18 protein-coding genes and 4 pseudogenes are annotated in these 21,761 nt (G+C 60.5%); 19 read left to right on the plus strand and 3 right to left on the minus strand.

Features of this window, described 5'->3' with window-relative positions; translation table 11 throughout:
- The first annotated feature begins 243 nt into the window (after positions 1–243).
- From IVA98_RS00635 to IVA98_RS00650, 3 genes and pseudogenes are all read left to right on the plus strand, one after another.
- A complete protein-coding gene (locus tag IVA98_RS00635; protein WP_247354180.1) occupies positions 244–1,794 on the plus strand; it encodes a hypothetical protein in 1,551 nt (516 codons plus the stop codon).
- Positions 1,791–2,693, plus strand: coding sequence for a terpene synthase family protein (locus tag IVA98_RS00640; RefSeq protein WP_247354181.1), 903 nt, complete (start codon positions 1,791–1,793; stop codon positions 2,691–2,693). Before IVA98_RS00635 ends, IVA98_RS00640 begins: the two co-directional genes overlap by 4 nt.
- A 595-nt stretch (positions 2,694–3,288) precedes the next feature.
- Positions 3,289–3,476, plus strand: a pseudogene (locus tag IVA98_RS00650) (IS701 family transposase); the annotation flags it as partial.
- Positions 3,477–3,525: 49 nt separating this feature from the next.
- Here IVA98_RS00650 and IVA98_RS00655 read toward each other — a convergent pair.
- Positions 3,526–4,305 (minus strand): annotated as a pseudogene (locus IVA98_RS00655) (IS5 family transposase).
- A 689-nt stretch (positions 4,306–4,994) separates the two neighbouring features.
- Entirely contained in the window at positions 4,995–5,585 is a 591-nt protein-coding gene (locus tag IVA98_RS00660; RefSeq protein ID WP_247279047.1) for a hypothetical protein, read from the minus strand.
- A 329-nt stretch (positions 5,586–5,914) separates the two neighbouring features.
- Here IVA98_RS00660 and IVA98_RS00665 point away from each other — a divergent pair, with 329 nt between their 5' ends.
- From IVA98_RS00665 to IVA98_RS00720, 12 genes and pseudogenes are all read left to right on the plus strand, one after another.
- Complete coding sequence (locus IVA98_RS00665; protein WP_247279072.1) at positions 5,915–6,235, plus strand: iron-sulfur cluster assembly accessory protein; 321 nt, start codon at positions 5,915–5,917, stop codon at positions 6,233–6,235.
- Between the two features lie 39 nt (positions 6,236–6,274).
- Positions 6,275–6,569 (plus strand): annotated as a pseudogene (locus tag IVA98_RS00670) (NifU family protein).
- A gap of 18 nt (positions 6,570–6,587) precedes the next feature.
- Entirely contained in the window at positions 6,588–7,781 is a 1,194-nt protein-coding gene (gene nifS, locus IVA98_RS00675) for a cysteine desulfurase NifS (RefSeq protein ID WP_247354182.1), read from the plus strand.
- Positions 7,778–7,999, plus strand: coding sequence for a putative nitrogen fixation protein NifT (gene nifT, locus IVA98_RS00680; RefSeq protein WP_247279050.1), 222 nt, complete (start codon positions 7,778–7,780; stop codon positions 7,997–7,999). The genes nifS and nifT overlap by 4 nt, the downstream gene beginning before the upstream one ends.
- A gap of 478 nt (positions 8,000–8,477) precedes the next feature.
- Positions 8,478–10,589 (plus strand): prolyl oligopeptidase family serine peptidase, encoded by a 2,112-nt coding sequence (locus IVA98_RS00685; protein ID WP_247354183.1) that lies wholly within the window; start codon positions 8,478–8,480, stop codon positions 10,587–10,589.
- Positions 10,590–11,220: 631 nt separating this feature from the next.
- A complete protein-coding gene (gene nifB, locus IVA98_RS00690) occupies positions 11,221–12,777 on the plus strand; it encodes a nitrogenase cofactor biosynthesis protein NifB (protein WP_247354184.1) in 1,557 nt (518 codons plus the stop codon).
- A 15-nt stretch (positions 12,778–12,792) separates the two neighbouring features.
- Positions 12,793–13,017 (plus strand): 4Fe-4S binding protein, encoded by a 225-nt coding sequence (locus IVA98_RS00695; RefSeq protein WP_247297545.1) that lies wholly within the window; start codon positions 12,793–12,795, stop codon positions 13,015–13,017.
- A 737-nt stretch (positions 13,018–13,754) separates the two neighbouring features.
- Entirely contained in the window at positions 13,755–14,132 is a 378-nt protein-coding gene (locus IVA98_RS00700) for a 4Fe4S-binding leucine-rich repeat protein (protein WP_247354185.1), read from the plus strand.
- On the plus strand, positions 14,129–14,449 hold the full coding sequence (locus IVA98_RS00705; RefSeq protein WP_247297548.1) for a nitrogen fixation protein NifZ: 321 nt from the start codon (positions 14,129–14,131) through the stop codon (positions 14,447–14,449). Before IVA98_RS00700 ends, IVA98_RS00705 begins: the two co-directional genes overlap by 4 nt.
- Complete coding sequence (locus IVA98_RS00710; protein WP_247279054.1) at positions 14,446–14,685, plus strand: nitrogen fixation protein NifZ; 240 nt, start codon at positions 14,446–14,448, stop codon at positions 14,683–14,685. Before IVA98_RS00705 ends, IVA98_RS00710 begins: the two co-directional genes overlap by 4 nt.
- 11 nt (positions 14,686–14,696) lie before the next feature.
- Entirely contained in the window at positions 14,697–15,056 is a 360-nt protein-coding gene (locus IVA98_RS00715; protein WP_247297550.1) for a DUF3024 domain-containing protein, read from the plus strand.
- Positions 15,057–16,035: 979 nt separating this feature from the next.
- On the plus strand, positions 16,036–16,299 hold the full coding sequence (locus tag IVA98_RS00720; protein WP_247354186.1) for a hypothetical protein: 264 nt from the start codon (positions 16,036–16,038) through the stop codon (positions 16,297–16,299).
- Positions 16,300–17,060: 761 nt separating this feature from the next.
- Here the strand turns inward: IVA98_RS00720 and IVA98_RS00725 are convergent.
- Positions 17,061–17,615: a peroxiredoxin gene (locus tag IVA98_RS00725; RefSeq protein ID WP_247297592.1), complete on the minus strand. Its 555-nt coding sequence runs from the start codon at positions 17,613–17,615 to the stop codon at positions 17,061–17,063.
- A gap of 520 nt (positions 17,616–18,135) precedes the next feature.
- Between IVA98_RS00725 and nifH the strand changes: the two genes are divergently transcribed.
- From nifH to nifW, 4 genes and pseudogenes are all read left to right on the plus strand, one after another.
- Positions 18,136–19,026: a nitrogenase iron protein gene (gene nifH / locus IVA98_RS00730; RefSeq protein ID WP_026233535.1), complete on the plus strand. Its 891-nt coding sequence runs from the start codon at positions 18,136–18,138 to the stop codon at positions 19,024–19,026.
- Between the two features lie 66 nt (positions 19,027–19,092).
- Positions 19,093–19,821 (plus strand): nitrogen fixation protein NifQ, encoded by a 729-nt coding sequence (locus tag IVA98_RS00735; RefSeq protein WP_247297553.1) that lies wholly within the window; start codon positions 19,093–19,095, stop codon positions 19,819–19,821.
- Positions 19,822–19,861: 40 nt separating this feature from the next.
- Positions 19,862–20,303 (plus strand): annotated as a pseudogene (locus tag IVA98_RS00740) (homocitrate synthase/isopropylmalate synthase family protein); the annotation flags it as partial.
- 118 nt (positions 20,304–20,421) lie between these two features.
- Positions 20,422–20,754, plus strand: coding sequence for a nitrogenase stabilizing/protective protein NifW (gene nifW, locus IVA98_RS00745; protein WP_247297554.1), 333 nt, complete (start codon positions 20,422–20,424; stop codon positions 20,752–20,754).
- Positions 20,755–21,761 lie beyond the last annotated feature (1,007 nt).

Genomic DNA, 21,761 nt, shown 5'->3' on the forward strand with positions numbered 1-21,761 from the left:
GATCGCCCGGCGGCAGCGGTACATGCTGCATTGTGTCCGAATCCGCGGCGCCGATCGCAGCCGTTGCCCAGCACGGCCGCGGCGCGCTGCGCGCAAGCCTATGCGGCGGACCGGCGCCAGCATCGGCGCGTCGCCGCGCCGGAGCAGGGCGACCGTCCGGCGCTGCCCATGCGCCGGGCCGCGACGGGCCTGCGGCGACGTGCGCGGCGTCTGCCCGAACCGTCTGCAGAAGGAACATCCCGAGTGAACGCGCTGTCTGAACAGATCCTTTCCGAATTGCGCCACCTGCTGAGCGAGATGAGCGACGGCGGCAGCGTCGGCCCGTCCGTCTATGACACGGCGCGAGCTCTACAGTTCCGCGGCAACGTCACCGGTCGGCAGGACGCATACGCGTGGCTCATCGCGCAGCAACAGGCCGATGGAGGATGGGGAAGCGCGGACTTCCCGCTGTTCCGCCATGCGCCCACTTGGGCGGCGTTGCTGGCATTGCAGCGTGCCGATCCTCTTCCCGGCGCTGCCGACGCAGTCCAGGCTGCAACCCGGTTCCTCGAGCGCGAGCCCGATCCCTACGCGCAGACGGTGCCGGAAGACGCGCCGATCGGCGCGGAGCTGATCCTGCCGCAGTTGTGCGGCGAGGCCGCATCCTTGCTGGGCGGCGTGGCGTTTCCGCGCCACCCGGCGCTGTTGCCGTTGCGGCAAGCGTGCCTGGTCAAGCTGGGGGCGATGACGACGTTGCCGAGCGGCCATCCGTTGCTGCACTCCTGGGAAGCCTGGGGGACGTCGCCGACCACCGCATGCCCGGATGACGACGGCAGCATCGGCATCAGTCCGGCGGCCACCGCCGCGTGTCGTGCGCACGCCGTGACACAGGGGAGCACGCCGCAGGTCGCGCGCGCCGACGCGTATCTGCAGGCGGCATCGCGGGCGACGCGCAGCGGCATCGAAGGTGTCGTTCCCAACGTCTGGCCGATCAATGTGTTCGAGCCATGCTGGTCGCTCTACACCCTGCATCTGGCGGGGCTGTTCGCGCATCCCGCGCTCGCCGAGGCGGTGCGTGTGATCATCGCGCAGCTCGACGCCCGCCTGGGCATGCGCGGTCTGGGCCCGGCCTTGCACTTCGCGGCCGATGCGGACGACACCGCCGTTGCGTTGTGCGTCCTCCGCCTTGCAGGCCGCGACCCGGCGGTCGATCCGTTGCGCCATTTCGAAATTGGCGAGCTGTTCGTCACCTTCCCCGGCGAGCGCAATGCCTCGGTGTCGACCAACATCCATGCCCTGCATGCGTTGCGACTGTTGGGAAAGCCCGCCGCCGGCGCCAGCGCCTACGTCGAGGCCAATCGCAACACGCACGGTCTATGGGACAACGAAAAATGGCACGTTTCGTGGCTGTATCCCACCGCGCATGCGATCGCTGCGCTGGCGCAAGGCAAGCCCCAGTGGCGCGACGAGCGCGCGCTGGCGGCGCTGCTGCAGGCGCAGCGCGACGACGGCGGCTGGGGCGCCGGTCGCGCGTCCACATTCGAGGAAACCGCCTATGCGCTGTTCGCGTTGTACGTGATGGACGGGAGCGAAGAGCCGACGGGGCGCCGGCGCATCGCGCAGGCGGTGGCGCGTGCACTGGAGTGGATGCTCGCCCGCCATGCGGCGCATGCATTGCCGCAGACGTCGCTGTGGATCGGCAAGGAACTGTATTGCCCCACCCGGGTCGTGCGCGTGGCCGAACTCGCCGGGTTGTGGCTGGCGCTTCGTTGGGGGCGGCGCGTCCCGGCCGAGGGAGCAGGAGCGGCGCCATGAATCAGACCGAACGCGCGCTGCAGCAGGTGCTGGAGTGGGGGCGTTCCCTGACCGGGTTCGCCGACGAGCATGCCGTGGAAGCGGTCAGGGGCGGCCAGTACATCCTGCAGCGCATCCACCCGAGCCTGCGCGACACCAGCGCCCGCACCGGCCGCGATCCGCAGGACGAAACGCTGATCGTGGCGTTCTATCGCGAACTGGCGCTGCTGTTCTGGCTCGACGATTGCAACGACCTTGGCCTGATCGCGCCGGAGCAGCTCGCTGCGGTGGAGCAGGCGCTGGGGCAGGGCGCGCCGTGCGCGCTCCCCGGATTCGAGGGCTGCGCTGTGCTGCGTGCTTCGCTGGCCGCGCTCGCCTACGATCGTCGCGACTATGCTCAGCTTCTCGACGATACCCGGTGCTACTGCGCGGCGCTGCGCGCCGGACACGCGCAGGCGGCAGGGTCGGAACGCTGGTCCTACGCCGAGTACCTGCACAACGGCATCGATTCGATCGCCTACACGAACGTGTTCTGTTGCCTGTCGTTGCTGTGGGGGCTGAACATGGCGACCTTACGCGCGCGTCCGGCGTTTCGCCAGGTCCTGCGGCTCATCTCCGCGATAGGGCGCCTGCAGAACGATCTGCATGGACGCGACAAGGACAGGTCGGCCGGCGAGGCCGATAACGCGGCGATCCTGCTGCTGCAGCGCTATCCGGCTATGCCTGTGGTGGAGTTCCTCAACGACGAGCTGGCCGGCCATACGCGCATGCTGCACCGGGTGATGGCTTCAGAACGCTTTCCCGCGCCGTGGGGACCGTTGATCGAGGCCATGGCGGCCATCCGCGTGCACTACTACCAGACCTCGACCAGCCGCTACCGCAGCGACGCTGCGGGGGGAGGCCAGCGTGCGCCAGCCTGAACGCGCGGGAGGCGGCGGCGTTCGCGCGCTGCCGTCGGTCCGATCCGACGCAACGCCGTCGCCCGATGTGACGGATGGAGCGAGCATGAGCGACACCGCCCTGAGCCGGCGCAAGGACGACCATCTGGACATCGTGCTGGATCGGCGAACGGCGCCGGCCACGATCGCCGCCGGCTGGGAGTACATCCGTTTCGAACACAGCGCATTGCCCGAGTTGGACCTGACGCAGATCGACCTGCTCGCCTCGCTGCTGGGCAAGACCATGCGCGCGCCGCTGCTGATCAGCTCCATGACCGGCGGCATGTCACGCGCCGAGGCCATCAACCGGCATCTGAGCGAGGCAGCGCAAGCCTTGGGGATCGCCATGTGCGTCGGTTCGCAGCGCGTGAGCCTGCAATCCCGCAACTCCCAGGGGCTGACGCGGGCGCTGCGCCGCCTGGCCCCAGACATTCCCTTGCTGGCCAATATCGGCGCCGCGCAACTGCGCGAGACCGACGGCCTGGACCTGGCGCGCCGGGCGGTGGATGCGCTGGAGGCCGATGGACTCATCGTCCATCTCAATCCGCTGCAGGAAGCGGTACAGCCGGAGGGCGACCGCGACTGGCGCGGCGTCCTGGCGCAGATCGCTCGCGCCGCGCGTCGCCTCGCACACGCGGGGCGGAAAAAAAGAATCAACGGGCCTCCGCCTCAGCCAACCATGCCCGCAGTACGTCACGCCATCGTCGATCTCATCCTACGGCAGCGATCGCAGCGATGCCCCTACTGCAGAAGACGTATCCGTAAAAAACTGCAGCGCAAACCATTTCTGCCAAAGTAGTGCTAGGGTCCAGACTCAATTGAGCCAATATGCGACGAGAGCGGCGAGATGAACAGCGGCCAAGAAATTCCGGACGAGCTTGTCATATCGTGTGGCGATGCGCCGGAAGTCCTTGAGCCGGCAAAAGCAGCGTTCGATGACATTGCGGCCTTTGTAGGCGCGTTTGTTGAAGCGATGGATGACGACACGGTTGGATTTATTGGGAATGACGGGCTTGGCGCCGTGTCTAGCGATTTCGGCGCGAAGGTTGTCACCGTCGTACCCTTTGTCTGCGAGAAGCGCGCTCATGGGTGGTGCGAGCGCCAGAACATCGGGCGCAGCAGCGATGTCGGCATCCTGACCTGGGGTCAGATGCAGGACAACCGGTCGGCAGAGCGGATCGCTCAGCGCATGGATCTTTGTCGTACGGCCTCCCCGCGAGCGGCCGATTGGCTGATTGTGCTCCCCCCCCTTTTCCGCCGGAGCCACACCGATGAGCTTTGATCGAAGTCGAGTCGAGCGAGAGCACGACACCGTCCTTGCCAGGCTTAGCCAGCGCTTCGAAGATTGTGAACCATCGCCCGCGCTTGGCACCGCGGTTGAAGCGATTGTAGACGGTCTTGTAAGGGCCGTATTCACGCGGACAATCACGCCATCGCGCACCCGATTGCAGCATGTGAATGATGCCGCTGATGATGCGCCGGTCGTCGTCCCGATCGGGCCCCGTCAGTCCCGTCGGCAGACGAGGCTCGATACGTCCCCATGCTGATCATTCAGCCAAAACAACCCGCGCGCATTCTCTCGCCCAAAAATCAAAAATTCGCAGGAGAGGGAATCACGTGGCGCTATTTAGGTACAGTCCCTGGAACAGCTTCGGTTGGGCATTCTGTATAGCTTCGCTTCGTTCTCACAACATTGAGGACGTGCGGCCAAGTCTGCTCAGCTATCGCTTGGCCTGGCTCGATCAACCGGCACCCCGCCGTCGCATTTGAAGGCTCTGCGGAATTACATGTACGAGGCAAACCGCTTGACACTGGCTCGCTGGGTTCTCTCGAACGATGCAGCCTGCGCGTTATCCAATCTACGGGTCAGTTTCCATTATCCATGGGCGCAGCTCGTCGACAACTATCGGCTGGCGAGCATACGCGCGACATCTCTGCGCCACGCAGGCTGGCAAAGGCCTGGCGCACAGCCCCAAAGCCGATCCATACATCGTCGATCTGCCCTCTCAAATGTGACCGCGATCATGAACCGATGAGCATTGGAATGTCCGAATCCCCGTGGATGCAGTCAGCCAGACCGGCGCGGCCAGCCGCCCCTCGGCGCAATTGACGACGGTCGTCTTGGCCAACACACGACTAGCAGAGTGGCCGTGTGATCTCCCGAAAGCTAGGCCGATAAGTCCATCACCAGGTTGTCGGAGCCGGTTCCGGCGAAGCGGGTGCAGTGACTCTCTCCGCGGCATACTCGTCGAGCTGGCGAGAGAGAGGGTCTGAGGCGATGCTTCAGACGGGGCGATTTTCGCTTCTGTTCTTCACCGGCTCCATTTTGGCCAGGCCGTCCTCGTATGAAATTTCCGTGTATGATCCACCGATGTCCTTGGCCGCGTCGAGCAAGTAGTCGAGCCTACCGGCCGTACCAAGCTTCTTGATGTCATTCTTGTCGACGCCGGCGAGGTCCATCATCTCCTTCCACACAGTTGATTCGTCACAAGGCAGAATGCGGAAGGTGATGTCGCCTATCTTGGTGCGGTACTTCGCGAGCAGATCAATGTTGTTGCAGAACATGAAATAGCTGCCTTTGGGGCTCAGCCTGCCATCCAGAACCTTTGCGGCCTGAGGTAGATAGGCGAAGGAATGCAGATATCCGGCAAGGACTGGGATGGTCGGTTCGCCTTCCTGCGCGATCGCAAGAACTTGTTCGATGGAATAGTCCGGCGGTCGTTTTTCGTCAGCGAGCTGGGCTTGGAACTTCAGCGCGATGTCGCCCCGAAATCCAAATCGCCCCGACTTCGTTGTCTCGGTCTTAAGCACCGCATTCAGCAACCGCCCCTCCTTGTCCAGCTGGCCAAGAGCGGTGTTGTCGATCGACGTCATGGAAGGCTCCTCATCAATGTGTCGTGTACATGCATCGCCCAATGCGGCGTGTCCGCTAACCTTATGCAAGTTGTTTGCCGTGCGCCTATGTCTGCAGCGACCCACAGCGTAAGCGGCGGCTTGCCGCGATGTGCATGAATACGTGCTGGCACCATCACGAGGTCTCGGCCGGATGAGGTCGGGACGCCGGAAAACCGCCTGTCGCAAAGCCGACAGGTCGCAAAATCGTATGGTCGCCGCCTGCAAAAACCAGTTGATTTCAGCTGCATCTCGACTGGCATGGGATTTGCGAATTGTGCCTCGCGACAGAAACTGAGAGCGAGCCAGAAATGATCAACCTAACGGATAGCGCCATCAACGCACTGAAGGCCGCAATCTCCTCGACAGCCCAGCCGGCAAGCGGTTTGCGGGTCATGGTCGAAGGCGGCGGTTGCCAAGGGTTCACATACAAAATGGGTCTTGCTCATGAGCCGGTCTCCGATGAGCCCGTGTTCGAGCAAGACGGGATCAAAGTCTTCGTCGACAAGGCGAGCCGGGCGCATCTCAACGGCACCACGATCGATTTCGTGGTGTCGCTCGAAGGATCAGGGTTCCGCTTCGATAACCCAAATGCCAAATCGAGCTGCTCCTGCGGCAAATCGTTCAGCTGAGCCGCCTTCGGACCATTCGCAATGGAAGGAGCATCGAACATGGGCCTGAAGGCTGAACGAACGAAGCACATCTTCGACTGCAGAGCCTTCCGATCGCGAGCGGATTGTCCGCGCCGTGCTCGATGAGAGTCGGCCAAGCCTCAGGCGTGATCGTGGGGATTGTGAGCTCGTCGAAATCGAAGGCATCAAGATCATGGTCAGGCTCACCGGCGCCTGCATGTTATGCAAGCTTGCGGGAACGACGCTCGCAGCCATTCAAGCGCGCCTGATCGAGCGGCTCGGCGAGTTCGTCCGCCTGATCCCGCTCCCCGGAGCTGCCAAAGTGGGGCCTTAAGTGCAGAGCGGACAGTCCGTGCGGCCGATCTACCTGGATAACAACGCGACGACCCGTGCCCATCCTTTGGTGGTCGCGGCAATGCTGCCGTTCTTCTCTGGGCAATTCGGCAATGCGTCGTCCGCGCATGCATTCGGCATTGAGGTTGCGCCGGCATTGAAGCAAGCGCGCCAGAAGCTGCAGGCCCTCGTTGGCGCGGCATTCGATCACGAGATCGTCTTCACGTCGGGCGCGACTGAATCCGACAACACAGCGATCCTGTCCGCGCTCGCGGTGCAGGAGGGGCGCGACGAGATCGTCACAACGGCCGTTGAGCATCCAGCCGTGCTGTCCCTTGCCGAGGAGCTGGGCCGACGAGGAATCAAGACCCATGTCATTCCGGTCGATGCAAGCGGCCGATTGAACATCGAGGCTTATCGCAACGCATTGTCGAGGCGCACGTCAATCGCCTCGGTCATGTGGGCCAATAATGAGACCGGTACGATCTTTCCGGTGAAATCCCTCGCCAGGATGGCGCGCTCAGTCGGCGCGCTCTTTCACACGGACGCGGTCCAGGCGGTCGGGCGGATTCCGATTGACCTGAAGACTACGGACATCGACATGCTGTCGCTCTCCGGCCATAAGCTTCATGGTCCGAAGGGGATCGGCGCACTGTATGTGCGCAAGGACATCAAGTTCCGACCGCTGATCTTCGGCGGCGCACAGGAGCGGCATCGCCGCGGTGGCACCCAAAACGTTCCGGGCATTGTTGGGCTCGGCAAGGCGGCGGAACTCGCTGCGGCACACCTCATACAAGAGCAGATGCAGATTGGCGTCCTTCGCGACCGGCTGGAGCAAGGCATTCTCGCTCTCGGCTGTTGCATCGTGCTTGGTCATGTCAAGAGCCGCTTGCCAAATACGTCTAACATTGCATTCGAGCATCTCGAAGCAGAGGCCATCGTCGACCACCTGAGCCGCAACGGAATTGCCGTCTCACTCGGTTCAGCCTGCGCGTCCGGCTCGATGGAGCCGTCCCATGTCCTGCGCGCGATGAGAGTACCACCGGCCTTTTTGCGGGGTGCGGTTCGCTTCTCGCTGTCGCGCGAGACGGCGGCGGATGAGATCGATCGTGTCCTGCAAGTCCTGGCCGACATCAATGCCAAACAGAGAGCCTTGTGGCGTGCGCGTCAGGAGCGCGCGGGCGAGAGATCACAACTTGCGGAGCTCCTATGAAGGTCATGATTCGCCGTTCGCCCGAGACGGGGCTTTCGATTTACGTGCCCAAGAAGGATCTTGAGGAGTCGATTGTCGAATGTGAGCACGAGACGCTGTGGGGTGGTTGGATTCGAATCGCGAATGGCTGGGTGCTCGACCTACCCGCGATGGCGAGTGACACCATCCTTCCAATCACTATCAACGCCAAGAAGCGCGGCGGCGAAGCAACCGAATGATGAATGCTGCGACTCCACAGAACCTCGCCAAACCGGCGGATGCGGAAGCTCTTCTTGGCGAAGCGGTTTGGCCCCTGCGAGGAAGGCCACATCATTCTCTGGCTTTGGCTTGGCGTGACCGAAGGTTCCAGCCGAGCGTGCCGATGACTCCGGAAGCGCTCGAAGCATTCTTGGGAACCAAGAAGGCGCCGACGCGCGGTGCCACACGCAATATCTCGGCCTAGGCCAGCACTGAGGCGTTGGGCCAGCGAGATGGCGTTGATGGGAAGGCCCTCGCGAGGGACCTTTGTGCTGACATCGCCAGCCCGGTCGTTGCATTCCGCACATCTTCACAGCGTCAGGCCAATTGCTGCAACTCCGCAAGATTCAGTTTCGAGAGGATTGAATCTCGGGCCAGCTTGTAGGGCAAATTGTGATGCGACCTTTGCGATGCAAATCCATGAAGCAGTCGAACTACGCGTCAAGACTACGGTTGTAAATGAAGCATGGTCAGACAAGGAGCGTCGATGGCGCGCGAATTGGAAGGCCAACGCCCTCCGCTCCCGACGATGATCCCTATCTGTGGTTGGAACAGATCGAAGGCGCGCGGGCGCTGAACTTCGTCGAGCGGCAGAATAGCAGAACCCTGGAGGTGTTTGGCGGACCCGCAGCCGAACGAGACGGAGATGCGCTGACAGCGATTTACGACCGACCTGACAATATCCCCTATGTCAGCCGGCGCGGCCGGTATCTCTACAATCTGTGGAGGGACGCCAATAATCCACGCGGCCTCTGGCGGCGAACCACTCTGAAAGAGTATCGCACGCTGAAGCCGTCTTGGGACATCCTGCTCGACCTCGATCAACTTGCCGTCAGCGAAGGCAAAGACTGGCTTCTGAATGCCACGGCCGCACCGCCTGGAAATCACTCGCGATGGATCTTGAGTCTATCGCGCGGCGGAAGCGATGCCGTCACTTTGCGTGAATTCGATTCAGACACGAAGCTCTTCATCCACGATGGCTTTATCTTGCCGGAAGCCAAAGGCAGCGGCGTATGGCTCGATTCCGATACGCTGGTGTTGTTAAGCTCCCATGGCGACGGCATGGCCGCGACCACCGGCTATGCGCGCACGGTGAGGCTGTGGCGGCGTGGTACGCATGTTGACGAAGCGGCAGTGATCTTTGAGGCCAAGGCCGCTCATGTGTCTGTCGGTTGCAGTGTTGACGACACTGTCGTGCCGCCCAGGATCTGGTTCCTCGATGCGACAGACGTCTCCAACTGCGTGGTCTGGCTGGGCGATGAAACGGGCGCCAAGACGAGGCTCGACTTGCCAAGTAACATCTGGATGCGGTCGCATCGCAACTGGCTTGCCCTGAAGCCGCGCGAATCCTGGTCTGTGGCAGGGCAGACCTATGCCGCGGATACGGTGCTCGTCATCCCGCTGCCGGCATTCCTGGCGGGCAGCCGCCAGTTCGAGATTCTCTTCGAGCCGGGGCCGCGCCGTGCGCTGCAGAGCTTCTTTTGGAGTGCGGGCAAAGTTGTGCTTTGTATTCTCGACGAACTCCGGCCAGTCTTCGAGATCTGCACGCCATCCGAGCATGGCTGGAACTGCGAGCAATTGGGCGGGCTTCCTGATCTTGGCGTGGTCGACATCTGGTCTCTCGACCGCAATCCATCCGAGAGCAATGGCGACTTGCTGGCTCACGTCGAGGATCCGCTCACCCCGCCGTCCCTCATCCTGATGGAGCGGGGCGTTGGCAGTCCCGCCGTGCTGAAGCAGGCGCCGAAGACGTTTGCCGCGGAGCACTGCGTGGTCACGCGGCACGAGGCCATCTCGATCGACGGTGAGCGAATTCCCTACCTACAGACCGGCCCGGTCAGACAGACCGGCAACGCGCCGGTCCATCTGAGCGGATATGGCGGGTTTGGGATCTCCGTTAAACCGTATCACAATTCCGCGCTCGGTAAGCTTTGGCTTGAATGCGGCGGCACCACGGTTCAGGCAAATTTGCGCGGCGGCGGTGAGTTCGGCACGCGCTGGCACGACGCCGGCCGGCTGGCCGGCAAGAGATTGTCGCATGACGATTTCGCAGCCGTCGCCGTCGATCTCGTTAAGCGCGGCGTGACACAGGCCAAGCGGATCGGGGCCGAGAGTGGATCGAACGGCGGCATCCTCATTACCAACATGCTAACGCGATATCCCGGGCTCTTTGGCGCACTGTTCTGCACCGTCCCGCTGATCGACATGCGCCGCTACACCAAACTGCTCGTCGGGGCGAACTGGCTCGCCGAATATGGCGATCCCGACAACGCTGAGGAGTGGGAGTGGCTGAAGACCTATTCTGCCTATCATGCCGCAAGACCCGGACAGTCCTATCCGCCGATCCTGATGGCCACCAGGCGGCGGGACGATCGCGTCCATCCCGGACATGCGCGCAAAATGGCAGCGAAGCTGCAGGCGATGGGCTATGAGGCTTATTTCTACGAGCATGCCGCCGGCGGCCACGGAAATGGCAAGGACAACAGGGAGCACGCCAGCTTGTTGGCGCTGGGCCTGCGTTTCCTGAAGAGCAGGATAGGCTGGCTGGATACCGAGACGTCAGCGACGTAGTGTAGTTGTTGGACGGCAGTTCGTGCGATGTCGACCGAGGCGGCTGCAGCCTTACGAATCTGATCGGCGTCCAAACCCGCACGACCTATTCGAGATGCCAACCAACATTTGGACGCACGGTCCAATTCGTGGCCGTCGGCACCCTGGCCACCCGGCGTTTCTCTTCACCCCGACAATGCCTTCCGGAGTGTCAGGGCAGGGGCCCGCGTGATCTTCACGACATAGGTCGGTAACAGGGGCTGCTTCTTGTCTGCATCTACGTAGGATCGCCCGTTCAAGTTGTCCTTCAAAGCGTCCGGAAACGTCTTTTGCGGATTGTGCTTTGCATACGCGTCACATTTCGGCGACAAGATCAACTCACCAGCCGCCATGCTCTTGGCCCAAGGGCATAGATGAAGCAGCGTACCCGCCGTCATCATAGCGCGGCCAGCGCTCTTGTGATCGCAATTTTTGTCAGCTTTCCAACATGAGTTGATAAAACGGACATTCGAGCAGGCGTTATCTAACTGCTTGAAGCGAACCAAAAAATTCGTTTGTGGCAGGTATGGCACGCCAGTTGCTCTTGGCTTTTCAGAAACGATTCTGGGGATGCTTGCCTGGAAGGATTCGACTTGCGAAGAGAATTGGAAAAATGAGTACTTCAGCGCAACACCAGGTATCCTGCGGCGGCGGCGAGATCAGCGAGACCATGCAAGTCATGGCTAAGCACAAGAGCTGCGGTACGGTCGGTGGAAGCGGCAAGGCGAGCTGCGGATCTCAGGCCGGCATCGGCAATGTGCCAAATGAGGTCTGGGAAAAGGTGAAGGACCATCCCTGCTACAGCGAGGAGGCGCACCACCATTATGCCCGCATGCATGTCGCGGTCGCGCCCGCCTGCAATATCCAGTGCAATTACTGCAATCGTAAATACGATTGCGCCAACGAATCGCGCCCCGGCATTGTCAGCGAGAAGTTGACGCCGGAGCAGGCCGCCAAGAAGGTGCTGGCGGTCGCTTCCGCGATCCCTCAGATGAGCGTGGTCGGCGTTGCTGGCCCTGGCGACCCCCTGGCGAATCCGGACAAGACATTCAAGACGTTCGAGCTCGTCAATAAACTCGCGCCAGATCTCAAGCTGTGCCTCTCGACGAACGGTCTGGCGCTAGCTGATCATGTCGACACGATCGCAAGACTCAAGGTCGATCACGTGACGATCACGATCAACATGATCGATCCCGATATTGGCGCAAAGATCTATCCCTGGATCTTTTACCGCCACAAGCGCTACACAGGCATTGAAGCTGCAAGCATCCTCAGCAATCGGCAGCTCCAGGGCCTGGAGATGCTCACCGCGCGCGGCATCCTTTGCAAAGTCAACTCGGTGATGATTCCCGGGATTAACGATCAGCATTTGGTTGAGGTTAACAAGGCCGTGAAGTCGCGCGGCGCCTTCCTGCATAACGTGATGCCGCTGATATCGTCGCCCGAGCATGGCACCGTGTTCGGTCTCAGCGGGCAACGCGGCCCGACCGCACAGGAAGTGACAGCATTGCAGGATAGCTGCGAAAGCGAGATGAACATGATGCGTCACTGTCGCCAGTGCCGCGCCGACGCCGTCGGACTGCTTGGGGAGGACCGCGGCGCGGAGTTCACCATGGAAAAGATTATGGCCATGGACATCAAATATGATGAGCAGGCGCGAAAGGAGTATCAGGCCAAAGTCGAGAAGGCGCGCGTTGCAAAGCTTGCGGCCAAGCAGGAGCAGCTTGCGGGGCTCGCCAGCGCGTCCAGCCAAATCAAGGTGTTGGTGGCGGTTGCAACCAAGGGCTCGGGATTGATCAACCAGCACTTCGGTCATGCCAAGGAGTTCCAGATCTACGAGCTCTCGACTTCAGGCGCAAAATTCGTTGGCCGTCGTCCTATTCATCCCTATTGCCAGGGCGGCCATGGCGAGGACAGCAAGCTCGAAATCGCCATCGGCGCCATCAACGATTGTCATGCCGTGTTCGTGTCAAAGATCGGCGGCTGCCCGAAGGCCGAATTGATCAAGGCCGGAATCGAACCGGTCGATCAGTACGCCTACGAGTTCATTGATGGCTCGGCGATCGCCTGGTTCAAATTCTATCTCGATAAAGTCAATGAGGGGAAGATCAAGCACGTTGAGCGGGTCGATCCGGCGGCCTGCCGCAATGCGCTGATTTCCGCCGCCTGAGGATGGGTTCAGACAATGCCGTTCAAGATCATCGCCTCGCAATGCACGGGCTGTTCGGCGTGCGAAACGCAGTGCCCGAACTTTGCTATTTCCGAGCGAGCCGGCGTTTTCCTGATCGATCCTGAGAAATGCACCGAGTGCGCCGCCTACTTTGATGAGCCGCAATGCGTGGCGGTTTGCCCGGTTGACAATACATGCGTGCTAGACACGGCACTGCCGCGTCACCAGGAGCCTGCTTGAGAGCTACGATGGATGTCAACCTAAAGATTCAGAAACTCGGGCGGATGATGCTCCGCCTTGACGAGGCGCCGGCCGCGGCTTTCGCCTTCTCTGACCAGGTGGACGGCTCGCCCTGGTCCCAAATGTTTTTCGCAAGTTGCCAAGTCATATTCTGGCGACGAGCACGTCGGCGGGAGCGCGTCGAGCTATTCCTGTCGGCCCGAAAGCCGCCGTCTTGAGCGTGGAGGATCGATTTCGCAGATGGGCCCACGAAGAGCCGACGCGTCTTCCGCGACATCAATCCAGGCACCTGCGGCCATTGTTGATCAGGCGACATTCATGCCCGAGGCCTTCTTCAGTTGGTCATCCGAAAGAGGGCGTCCTCGCCGAGTCCTGTCTTGGTCGCACGGTGTCGAGTCGGCCGAGCATCATCCCAGGGCGACAGGGCTATCCTATCACCTCGATGAAAGTGCAGAAAGTACACCTGCGCCACGCCAAGGCGTTCGCACCGGATCACGTGATGCGGAAACGAATTTCTTGCCACTGGTGCGCTGGGCGCCACCAAGCCGGAATTCGGCTGCTATGAGAGCACCTCGTGTGGGTCTTCCGTTCTCGCTCGACGCATATTGTCGACTTGCAGATGCGTCTCGGGCAACTGGGGAAGAACGGCAGCTGTCGGGAGACTGCTGGGGCTTTGCCCCGCGGACGAGGCTGGCGCCAAGGTGTTGTTGGGCACGCTCGAGCGTATGGGCGGGACCGTGAGTGATGACGTCCACAATGCCATCGGTTGCCGGGGTAATCAGGTCAACTCTGTCGGCTGTGCGCATCCCGCGCCGAAGCACGCGCCTCGCCGCCGGCTCAAGCACGCCTCCCTCGATGGCAGACGCGCGTGCCGCGTCGATGGCTTCTTCAACATCAACTCATGGGCTCACGACAGTCTCGAGCATCTGGAGTTTAGGTTGCGGGCGTTGATGTTGCTGCACCGGGATCCCGACAGGCTCATGCAATCCGTGATCGCAAGCGCCGCCGTGCGGGAATGGAGGGGGTTGATCGAGCATCATGATAGGGCCGTCCGTAAGGCCGGGCGCCTGCAAGGCGCGGTGCAGTTGAACTATGGAACAGGGACGGCAGCATGAGCAACATCGCCCGTGACAGTGACATCGTCGAGCTGACGGACGCCCCCTTCTTTGATTATGGTGACAACGTGCGGGCCAACCGCACCATCCGTAACGACGGCACCTATGTGGGCAAGGACATCGGTGAGGTTCTGGTCAAGAAAGGCGAGCTTGGCTATGTCATCTCGATCGGCACGTTCCTGCAACAATTTTATATCTATGGAGTCGAATTCCTCGGCTCCGGCAATCGCGTCGGCATGAAATGCAAGGAGCTCGATCTAGTCACGCCAAGCCACGAAGGCGAGGAGCCGTTCTTGCCAGGAGCGGCACCCCGATGATCGAACCAAGATCGCCAAAATACCGGTCAGGCCAACGTGTCAAGGCGGCAATCGATCTGCTCAACGACGGTTCCTTTCCCGGCGCGTCGGCGGAAGAGTGTCTGGTCAGCGTCGGGTACATTGGTGAGATCGTCCAGGTCGGTCGCCATACGGAAGCGAACCTACCCATTTATATGGTCGACTTCGGCAAGCACTTGGTGGTTGGCTGCCTCGAGGCAGAAATCTCTGCAGTCTAGGATATCGCGCAATGAACGCTGCAATCATCAGACGACATCATTCCGGATTGCCTGCGCATCCCAACGAGCTCGACCGGTGGCGGATCGTGCGCGCGCTGACGAAGCGCCAGCACTACCGATATGTCTCGCCAAAGGTGACAGCGGTTGCTGGCGGCTATCTGGTCGAGAGCCCGTGCTGCTCAGGCAATATCAATGCGGAGGGCGGCCTCGTCGACGTCGCGCTGCTGCACCACGATAGGACTGGGTCGGCATGGCAGCTGCTCCGCAAAGATCACCGCAAGGGCGTCTGGGAGTGGCATTCGACCCATCAACGGCTTGGCTTGGCGACAGCGGTTCTGAACGCCGACCCTGAACGTTTGTTCTGGCAATAAGGATTGTGGAGATGGTGCTCGAAGGCGACCTGACGGAGATCGAGCAGACGCTCGCCGCTATAGATACAGCCTCTGAGCCCTGCCTGACGCTCCGGCAGAAAGTTCCACATCTTGCCTTCTTGCGAGGCGTCCGACATGACGCAGAGTCCGTTCCGCCGGCTTGGAGTTCCACCTGCATCTGCTCGACAGTGGAGATCACTGTGTAAAGATCACGAATGATCCACACCGCGCCGCCGGCATTGTGCTGGCCAAGCGCTCTGGCAAGTCATGATCAAGCAATCGCCTTCCGGTGCCAAGCTCACACAGGACGGCTAGGCCCGCGGGTTGCTTGCCATGCCGTAGTGCCCGGCCCGGGAAATATCACGATCAGGTCGCTCGCTCGTTCATCGGGTCCATGTGACGCGGGCAGGCGATGGTCTCGCAGAAGTGTTCGCTGAGGGCGGAATTGCCTGGGTATCTCAACGTGGCTTAACCAAGGATACTGCGGTAGATCAAATGGGGATGAGCGAACCGTGCTCGATCAGCTGACGAGGAGTAACGGTCAGGCATTCCAAGATTTGCCTTTGTGAGTACTCGCCCTTAAGTCCGCAGGACTTGAGAAAATAGGAGAAGACGTTTGCTCTTCGCGCGGTAACGCCGTGCAGTCGCCGTGAAGGCCCGTTGATGCGCGCGTAAGTGAGGCAGTGCGACCGTCCCGGCCGATCCGCGCTACTCCATCAATAGTATTGGCGCCTGGAAATATCATACTACAAAATTGGTGAGTGAAGTCGGCGCATTCAAGCAAGAAGCGCTTTTCGAATTGTTTTTCGAAGACGCATCGAGCTTCCCTTCTCTATGGCTTGCTTCCATGTTGAAGGGGCTGACGTGCACGTCGAAAATCGGGTTTGTCACGCGGATAAAGATCCAGAGGACAGAGGACAAATTCGCGTGTAGTTCCAGTTCTTATCTCGAAGAGAAAAATCCGCTTGAATAGTTCTCGATGACCATTGATATGGTAATGGGAAGCAGTTGCGTCTTCGCCAAGAACAAGACGCTGCAGGCAAATGTGCAAAGCGAAATCGGAGAACACGTGGCAAAAAGCACCAAGCGCAAAGAGTATAGTAAGGATGACGTCAAGCTGCTCAAAGCGCACTCAAAGGCCCGCACCCCTGTAGCTAGGGTTTCAAAGCTTATGAAGCGATCCGAGGGCTCTCTAAGACAGAAAGCACGTACCTTGGGGATTGGCTTGGGTCACCAGCGCTGAGATACGCGTGAATGTTCGGAAATTGACCGGCGTGATGATCGAGGCGGGCCAGGCGGCTTACGACCGCCGGGCCACCTGATCTTTTCAGGTCCCTGCGCCCGAGGGGCAGTTCGCGCGATGAACGAGCTGACCGGTTTGCTGAGCGGCTTACACCGTGAATATAGATTTACTGAGCTGGGAAAATACGGTCCGCGAGCGTGCCGGCGGATCATCATCTCGGCCGGTAGACGTCATTCGGCGCTGAGCCATCTCCCTCTGCCTCTCGAGGCGCGGCGACTGGAACCTAAAATGGTTGCCCTAAGAGGGAGCTTGGCACCATTTTTCCCAGCGCGGGGGCCGACTCGTCGGCAGAAAGAAGGGAATAGCCGCGATCCGGCCTACGGCGACAACATAGGTAGTCCGGCAGGAGATGTGCAGACAGCAGGCGCAGAAGCGTACAAGCATTTTGTATGTTCATGCGGAACCGCGCCGGCATCCTCTTGTATGCGGGATTTGTTGTGAGGTGAGAAAAGCAATGGTGAACATTGTTCATCGTTATCATCGAGACCGTCGATTTCGCCGCCGCGAGTGCCGCGCGCGGACAGCGCGGCGGCCGCGGCAGACTCCATGTCGGTAATGAGAATTGAATTGCGGGCCGCACTCGCTAGCAGCAGGCCGCCGCATTTGCGGTAAGATCGTCTCATCTGGTATCCGACAAACGATTGAATCTGACGTCCTTCGAATGCGGGAGCTGTTCCTTGCTGCACTTTCGATATGTTGCCTCAGGCAATTTTAAGCGTGTCGCCGCCGATTTCGCGGTTGCAAGGGCAGAGCTCATCAGTCTGTATCGCATCCAGGACGCGTAACGTGTCAGTCGGGCTGCGGCCGACATTGAGGCTTGTCGCATAGACATGCTGGATCGTGTTCTCAGGATCGACGATGAAGGTGTAGCGATGCGCGATGCCATCACGCGATCGCACTCCAAGGCCATCGACCAGTGCGCCCTTGGTGTCGGCAAACTGCCAGATCGATAGACGGTGCAGATCCTTGTGCTCACGCCGCCAGGCGAGCTTGCAGAACTCGTTATCGGTCGAGCCACCAAGCACGATTGCATTGCGATCGGCGAACTGCTTGGACAGGCGAGCAAACTCAGCAATTTCGGTTGGGCAGACGAATGTGAAATCCTTCGGGTAAAAGAAGATGACTTTCCATTTTCCGGGGAAACTCCTCTCAGTCAGCGCCTCGAAGGCGCTCAGCCCGTTCTCCTCTTGCAGGTGAAAGCCGGGCTTCACGCCTGTGATGTCGAACGGCGGCAACTTACTTCCAATTCCAGGCATATTGTCCTCACAACATCGCGTCACACGGAAACAGCGTTCCGCGATTGGCAAAGCAAGCGATATGCCACCCATCTGACGGCAAGTACCCATCATGCCGATCGTGGAACATTCGCCTTTTATGATGCCGGTGTCCTTGAACCTCATCTGCACCGTGTGGTCTCCTGAATTGACTCGGCCCAGCATTTCCTGTCCGCGCTCTTTCGCCCGGCACTCGTAGTGGAATCCACGCGCCGGGCTTTGTCGGGTTTGTCTCAGAGCTCCTGCCGCTGTCGGGTCCGCCACAGCATCCAGTCTCGGACATTGCGCTATTAGCCGAGCCTAGTCAGATGCTTAACGCGCGTGCGAACGAATGGCACGCCAGTTGCTAACTGGATGCAGCAACGAGTGAGGGCTGAGGGCACGCCGACGCCGAGGGCGAGCGGTGGCCTCCTTCCCGAAACCCGTGTGCCCACGTTTCTGAGAGAGAAACAGCCTCGCGCGTTCCGCGCCAAAAATTGGCAATCGGTTGATGGAGAGCAACATGTCTTCGCTGAGACAAATCGCATTTTATGGCAAGGGTGGCATCGGTAAATCGACAACGTCGCAAAATACGCTGGCGGCTCTTGCTGAGCTGGGCCAAAGGATTCTCATCGTCGGCTGCGATCCGAAAGCGGACTCGACTCGCCTCATCCTGCACGCCAAAGCGCAGGACACCATTCTGAGTCTGGCGGCGAATGCCGGCAGCGTTGAGGACCTCGAAATCGAGGACGTCATCAAGCTCGGCTACAAGGACATTCGATGCGTCGAGTCCGGCGGTCCAGAGCCGGGGGTGGGGTGCGCCGGAAGAGGCGTGATCACTTCGATCAACTTTCTGGAGGAGAATGGCGCCTATGAGGACATCGACTATGTCTCTTACGACGTGCTCGGCGACGTTGTCTGCGGTGGCTTCGCGATGCCTATCCGCGAGAACAAGGCACAGGAAATCTACATCGTGATGTCCGGAGAGATGATGGCGATGTATGCCGCCAACAACATCTCCAAGGGTATTCTGAAGTATGCGAATTCCGGCGGCGTGCGCCTCGGCGGCCTGATCTGCAACGAGCGGCAGACTGACAAGGAGCTGGAGCTGGCAGATGCTCTTGCCAAGAAGCTCGGCAGCCGGCTGATCTACTTCGTGCCACGAGACAATGTCGTGCAGCACGCGGAGCTGCGCCGCATGACTGTGCTGGAATACGCGCCAGAGTCCAAACAGGCGGATCACTATCGCAATCTCGCGACCAAGATCCACAATAATGCGGGACAAGGCGCCATCCCGACGCCAATCAGCATGGACGAGCTCGAGGATATGCTCATGGAGCACGGCATCATCAAGCCTGTCGACGAGAGCCTGGTCGGCAAGACCGCCGCCGAGCTCGCCGCTGTTTCGGCATAGTTGATGTCGTCGGCCTTCTCGACCGGGGAAGGCCGACATCGTCCACTCAGAAGCTGGGGGACCTTCATGATTGGCACACAAAGCAAATTGGCCGATACGACGTCATCTCCTGTATCAGCAGCTCACATCGCCGAGCAGCGCGATGCAAGTGAGCTCTACGGGCTTCTGACCGGGCGCCGTCCAACAGAAGTCGACATCAGCGACGATGCCGATTTCGATCGCCATGTGCTCGCTTGCGTTCTCGCCGCATCCGCTATGGATGGCGGCCAACTTCCCGAACGGGCTGGCTTGACTACCCAGGAGCTCGATGCGCTCTTGGTGCAATACTTCCCATCCACCCCAGTCAGGAGTTGTACCTGGCGCGAACAGTCCGCGTTACCGGCTCCTGACGAGACGATTATGGTGCGCGACCTCCTGCTTGCGCAACGTTCCACTCATGGCGAGGTCGGCGGTTGGCTCGCGACGATGATCGCGCGGCGCGCCATGGAGCCTAATCACCTGTGGGAAGATCTCGGTCTGCGGGAGCGGCACGAATTGTCCCGCCTCCTGATGCGCCATTTCGGGCCGCTGGCGGCTCGCAACACCAAGAACATGCGCTGGAAGCGCTTCTTCTATCGCACGCTATGCGAAGATGACGGTCTGGTGATCTGTACCACGCCGGTCTGCACGGAATGCAATGATTTTGATCTTTGCTTCGGCGAGGAGAGCGGGGAGAGCCGGATGGCCGGACGCCGGCGGGATCATCTGCGTCGTCTCGATGACTCAGTCCAACCCATCCCAAGTTCGCAAGACTGAGCTCATAATGGATGCCCCCTCCTGCTCGAGTCCCGGTGTGCTGGGCGAGCGAGCCGGCAATGCGCCGCTGGAGGAAGCTGCCGTCGCAGTTAGGCAGCTCTACGGCCGTGATACCGGCGTGCTGGTATCTGAACTGGAAAAGCTCGCGGCCGCCGTTGTAGCCGCAGCGTGCCGCACGATTGCGCTCAACAAGGCGATTGTCGGCGAGCATGTCGTTACCCATAAACCCGGCATCCACAGTGGGCTCTCAAAAAGACCGGCCCACCTACCAAGCGCTGGACCCGGGGTTACTCGGCCGCTCCCACCGCATTGTGATGGGCAAGCATTCAGGCCTTGCCGCTATCACTTCGCTCTTGTCCGAGTTGCAGCTTTCGGTCACCGCCGAGCAAACCGAAACCATTCTCGCGCGCGTCAGCAAGCATGCCATCGAGCACAAAGGTCCGGTTTCGCAGAAAACGGTGGTGGCGATCTGGCGCGACATTCACGAGAGATCGCTCGTCAACCGAGGGCGATCGGGTGGTCAGCCATGCGCATCGCGCGATCAGGTTGGAACATTCGAGCCAGGATGGCTTCTCGGCGCGGATCTAATGGAGGTTGAAAATGACGACGGACGGGATCCTTTCGCAATTGAACAAGGCCTCGGCGGCAGAGGAGTTTTTTGCACTGCTCGGCGTCGAGTACGATGCGAAAATCATCGACGTGGCGCGGCTTCATATCCTGCGTCGCATGGGTCAATATCTCGCCGGCGAGGAGTTTACCGGTGCATCAGATCCTGACATCGCCTCGCGTTGCAAGGCCACGCTTGAGCGCGCCTATGCCGACTTCGTCACGTCCTCCCCGATCGAACAGCGCGTGTTCAAGGTCCTGAAGGATGCGGCCGCACCACAACCGAACAAGCATCCAGCATTGGTGCAGCTCGGTTCTTTGGAGTGAATTGAGTTTATATCTCGTGCTCTGGAGCGTGAAGGTTCAGAGAACCTGCCAACGACCAAAGTTGCAGTTACGGCCTCGCGGATCCGCAGCTTGGACACTCGGCTCCTTAAGGTAATCACGGCTCAGCCCGGATATTTCCGTCGTTTCAAGCTGGTCTCATGGTGCAGCTATCTCCTGCAATGGTACGCCGGCAGCCGGGAGCGCATATTTGGCGAGGAAAGCGCAGCAAGGTTAGGATGAATGTCTTCTGTCGCATTCCGGACACGGGTCAGCACGGTTTCGAATGTTCCGATCCTCGTGAGAGGCTGCCAATCCGATTTCCTTCAGTATGATGCTGTATTGGCGGTCAATTTTCATCGTCTGCGCAATTGGTACGACAATTGCTGACATATGCTCAGCTAGTCTGGAGAAGCGAATGCACATCTTGGTCCGCATCGAGTTTGTTTTGGACGCCACGCAGTTTCGCGCGCGCTGCCTGTCGGCATCATGATGCGTCACGACGCCAAAGCGATGGTTGCATATTCCGGCCTGGCTGAGCTGAAAGCTGCGCTTGATCCGCGCCAAAGATTCGTCGACGAAATCACTCGCGTTGGCCGATCTATGGCCGAGACTTCCCGGGGGGGCCCCTCGCTCTCCAGCGCCGGCCGCGCGGCGTCGTTGACGGGCGGCTTCACCGCCGGCCCTGGTGCACTCGCCAAGAGTTGCGGGCGTGTCGCTGCAATCGGCAAGATTGCGAGGGCATTCAGAGTAACGGATCGCGTTTTCACCGGCAACCTCGCGGCCGACAATGGCACCAGCCGAGCCTCACGTAGGTCCTCGATCTGTTCCAGCTCGGTTGCATCTCCAAGATGAGGGGGAGCAATCGATCGGCTCGCGTGACCGCGCGGTTGCGCGCCTCACCAGTTGCCAAATGGTGGCCCCAGAATGCCGAACCCGGAAAGAACCCGAAGCGCGTGCTCCCGGGCTCGTCGACAAAAGTCCAGCAATGGGTGTCTCGGCCCCGCGCT

The organism is Bradyrhizobium sp. 160, from assembly GCF_023073735.1.
Taxonomy (GTDB): Bacteria; Pseudomonadota; Alphaproteobacteria; order Rhizobiales; family Xanthobacteraceae; genus Bradyrhizobium.

What these genes read in the sequence shown, in the direction of transcription:
- IVA98_RS00640 (WP_247354181.1), top strand. Translation starts at nt 1,791, where the DNA reads ATGAATCAGACCGAACGCGCGCTGCAGCAGGTGCTGGAGTGGGGGCGT.
- IVA98_RS00660 (WP_247279047.1), bottom strand. Translation starts at nt 5,585, where the DNA reads ATGACGTCGATCGACAACACCGCTCTTGGCCAGCTGGACAAGGAGGGG.
- IVA98_RS00665 (WP_247279072.1), top strand. Translation starts at nt 5,915, where the DNA reads ATGATCAACCTAACGGATAGCGCCATCAACGCACTGAAGGCCGCAATC.
- nifT (WP_247279050.1), top strand. Translation starts at nt 7,778, where the DNA reads ATGAAGGTCATGATTCGCCGTTCGCCCGAGACGGGGCTTTCGATTTAC.
- IVA98_RS00685 (WP_247354183.1), top strand. Translation starts at nt 8,478, where the DNA reads ATGAAGCATGGTCAGACAAGGAGCGTCGATGGCGCGCGAATTGGAAGG.
- nifB (WP_247354184.1), top strand. Translation starts at nt 11,221, where the DNA reads ATGAGTACTTCAGCGCAACACCAGGTATCCTGCGGCGGCGGCGAGATC.
- IVA98_RS00695 (WP_247297545.1), top strand. Translation starts at nt 12,793, where the DNA reads ATGCCGTTCAAGATCATCGCCTCGCAATGCACGGGCTGTTCGGCGTGC.
- IVA98_RS00705 (WP_247297548.1), top strand. Translation starts at nt 14,129, where the DNA reads ATGAGCAACATCGCCCGTGACAGTGACATCGTCGAGCTGACGGACGCC.
- IVA98_RS00710 (WP_247279054.1), top strand. Translation starts at nt 14,446, where the DNA reads ATGATCGAACCAAGATCGCCAAAATACCGGTCAGGCCAACGTGTCAAG.
- IVA98_RS00715 (WP_247297550.1), top strand. Translation starts at nt 14,697, where the DNA reads ATGAACGCTGCAATCATCAGACGACATCATTCCGGATTGCCTGCGCAT.
- IVA98_RS00720 (WP_247354186.1), top strand. Translation starts at nt 16,036, where the DNA reads ATGACCATTGATATGGTAATGGGAAGCAGTTGCGTCTTCGCCAAGAAC.
- IVA98_RS00725 (WP_247297592.1), bottom strand. Translation starts at nt 17,615, where the DNA reads ATGCCTGGAATTGGAAGTAAGTTGCCGCCGTTCGACATCACAGGCGTG.
- nifH (WP_026233535.1), top strand. Translation starts at nt 18,136, where the DNA reads ATGTCTTCGCTGAGACAAATCGCATTTTATGGCAAGGGTGGCATCGGT.
- IVA98_RS00735 (WP_247297553.1), top strand. Translation starts at nt 19,093, where the DNA reads ATGATTGGCACACAAAGCAAATTGGCCGATACGACGTCATCTCCTGTA.
- nifW (WP_247297554.1), top strand. Translation starts at nt 20,422, where the DNA reads ATGACGACGGACGGGATCCTTTCGCAATTGAACAAGGCCTCGGCGGCA.